This is a genomic window from uncultured Methanobrevibacter sp. (assembly GCF_947169325.1).
GTDB lineage: Archaea > Methanobacteriota > Methanobacteria > Methanobacteriales > Methanobacteriaceae > Methanocatella.
This window is the reverse complement of record NZ_CAMVPN010000136.1, coordinates 1-3643: the sequence shown is the minus strand read 5'-3', so window position 1 is coordinate 3643 and position 3643 is coordinate 1. Positions and strand designations below refer to the sequence as shown.

The following is a 3643-nucleotide window of genomic DNA, read 5'->3' as shown; positions in this document are numbered from 1 at the left end:
CACCTTTAGGAACACCAGTAGTACCACTAGTATATAAAACGCAAGCAATGTCTTCCTCATCAACTTCAACAGTGCTTAAATGCTTTGAAGTTTGAATGTTGCCTGCAGCAATATCAGAAACATTAAAGACATTAATATTCAAATCATTTTCAGCAATTATGCTTTTCATGCGTTTGGCACTGTTATCACCAACAATGACTGCTTTTGATTTGGTGTCTTCAAGCATGAAAATAACTCTTTCATCGGGATAGCTTGTATCAATAGGTACATAAATTCCTCCCATTGATAAAACACCCATGCTTGCAAGCAGGAACCATTCACTGCGATTTACAAATAATGCAACATAATCCTGTTTTACAACACCCCTCTCACATAATTTATTGGCAACCTCATTTGCAATGAATGCACCCTGCCCATGAGTATAACTAGTGTCCTCATAACCCACCAACACATTACCCTCACATTCAGATAAATTATCATTAAATGCATCCAAAATATCATTATACTTAAAATTATACCGTGTTTGATTATAACTGTCTAAAATTTCAATATCTTCATGTGTAATGTAGGTAATCTCTTCTAATTTTTCAACATTAATTATTTGCTTTAATATTAACTTGTAAGATTCGGCGAAATGCTCGACAAAACTTTTAGAATATTTGCCGCAATACATTATATTCAAATTGTAATTTTGACTGAATTGAACTACTTCCACAACAAGATCGGCGATTGAACTATTTCTTTTGGTTATTATGTCATTTTCACTATTATTTAATGAGTCATTGGATTGGCCAATACCTCCAATCCATTCAGGCATGAATTGGAATAAGATGTCTGAATTGATGTTATATTCATTTGCAAGTAATCTAAATGGATAATAATTATATCTCATAACATCATAAATTAAGCTGCCCATATTCTCCATAAATGATGCAATATCCTGATTTTTACAATTGACTATTACGGGAAGGGTATTCACATACATACCAATGGAATTGAAATTATTGAATCTGTCCCGTCCATTTTCCACTAGATTAAATGAAGCATTTTCATAACCTGTAAAGCGAGATAAGGTATATGCAAAAGCAGCGGTGAATAATACGTTTTCACTCACGCCATGACTGTCCAAAAAGGATTTTAATAAATTAGTGTCCAAATTCAAATCAATTTTTAAGTAGCCATGTTCATCTGAATCTATGCTCTCCATTAAAGTGCTGGTTTCTTCATTATCCGTTAACATGGATTCATAGAACTTTTTAGCATCGGCATACTCATCGGTGTTTTGCATTTGCTGTGAAAAGGCAGATACTTTTAAGAATGATTCATCCACACTGATTGATTCCCCATCAAGAATATCCTGCAGGTCACGTTTAAATACATTAGCTGACAATCCATCGAATATTATATGATTGAAGGCAACGAACAACTTATAATCATCATTATCATTAACAATTAAGAACCTGCATAAGCTATCATTTAAATCGAATGGCCTATTTGCGAATTCGATAATGTAATCCTCATCAACATTGCTTTCAACAGTGATTGATGGTTTGGATCCTTTCACCAAGTAAGGAACTTCAAATTCATCACTGATGCACATGGATAAGATTGGATGAACATCAAGAATATTATTTATGGCATTTTGGATATCGTTTATCTCATATTTTTTAGAAATCTCCATGAAAACAGGAATGATATAAGCGTCATCTTTATTGTTGACCATCATGTCCAAATAAACATTTAATTGGGATTCATTTAGAGGACAACCGCTTTGCAGGGTGTAAACATCCAAATCAAATTCAACTTTTCTGATGTTTTTGGCAATCTCATAAGGAGTATGTAATCTTAAAATGTCAACTGCAGTAATATTATAACCCTCAAGATAAGATAGTAATCTTATGGCGGTTAATGAATCACCACCTATACGAACAAAATCATCATAAATACCAATTTGATGATTAAATACTTTTTCAAATGCTTCAACGATAATTTTTTCATCTTCAGTTGTTGGAGCAACATAATCCGCATATAAACTAGTGAGAACCACATCAGGTAAAGCGCGTTTATCTACTTTTCCATTAACATTTAATGGAATTGCATCTAATTTAACGACGTATGATGGAACCATATATTCAGGTTTATGTGCATTGACATAATCGCAAATGGAATCCTTCAATTCATCCCCATCCAAATCATTGTTTATTACAACATAGGCAACTAATTCATTATTTCCGTTATTTATAGTTGTTTGTACTGTGACATCTTCAACATTTTCCATGCTTCTTATTGATGATTCAACTTCTGTGAGTTCCACACGGTTTCCCCTTATTTTAACTTGGCTGTCGTGACGGCCGATTATGCCTAGTGTACCGTCAGGCAAGAATCTTACCATATCTCCAGTTTTATAAATGTGCTCATAGCCTTCCTCATCATCAAATGGATTGTCAAAGAATGCATTTTCATTTTCTTCACTACGATTTAGGTAACCCGGAGTTAATTGACTACCTGCCAGGTATAATTCCCCTACTGCACCTAAAGGTATGCGGCGAAACTCCTTATCCAAAACGTACCCTCTGACATTGCTGATGAATCTGCCTATGCTTGAGTGATGCGTACGTTTGTTTGCGAATATGCTTGTTGATATTGCCAGGTTTTCTGAAGGACCGTAAGATTCAAATGGACCGATGGAATCCGGTGCATTCAGCTCACCAAGCTTCATTCCACCAAAACATAAAAGTTTGATGGTGGTTTCCATGCCACTTTCAGCAAACAGCTTGCCCACCTGGCTTGTAATGTATGTATGGGTACATCCATGTTCGACATAATAATCGTTCAATGCTTTCAAGTCAAGTCTGATCTCTTCTGGAACTACATATAATGAACCTCCAGTAATGACTGGAGCATATAATGCGGCCGTATGTATATCAAACACATATGAACAGTGCATGCCATAAACATCCCTGGAAGTGAAGTTGGTTTCATCAACATACCAGGATACAAAGTTGTTTATTGCCTTTCTAGTAACCAAAACACCTTTAGGAACACCTGTAGTACCACTAGTATATAAAACACAAGCAATATCTTCATCCTCAACTTCAACAGCATTTAAATGCTTTGAAGATGAAATATCTCCTGAAATGATGTCTGAAACATTCAAAACATCAATATCCAAATCATTTTTAGCAATGATGCTTTTCATGCGTTTTGAGCTATCATCATCAACAATGACCACTTTGGATTTAGTGTCCTCAAGCATTAGAATAACTCTTTCATCGGGATAGCCTGTATCAATAGGTACGTAAATGCCTCCCCTTGATAGAACACCCATGCTTGCAAGCAGGACCCATTCACTGCGATTTACGAATAATGCAACATGATCCTGTTTTACAACACCCAACTCACATAATTTACCTGCAACCTCATTTGCAATGAATGCACCCTGTCCATGAGTATAACTATTGTCCTCATAACCCACCAGCAGATTATCTTCATATTTTGATAAATTATCGTTAAATGCATCCAAAATATCATTATACTTAAAATTATGCTGTGTTTGATTATAACTGTCTAAAATTTGAATATCTTCGCGTGTAATGTAGGTAATCTCTTCTAATTTTTCAACATTAATTATTTGCTTTAATAT

The 3643-nt window shown here is 34.9% G+C and carries 1 protein-coding gene; it reads right to left on the bottom strand.

The genetic code is table 11. From position 1 onward, the window contains the following. On the bottom strand, nucleotides 1-3523 hold a 3523-nt coding region (locus tag Q0W26_RS11735; protein WP_298525675.1), incomplete at its 3' end, for an AMP-binding protein. Between the last annotated feature and the right edge of the window lie 120 nt (nucleotides 3524-3643).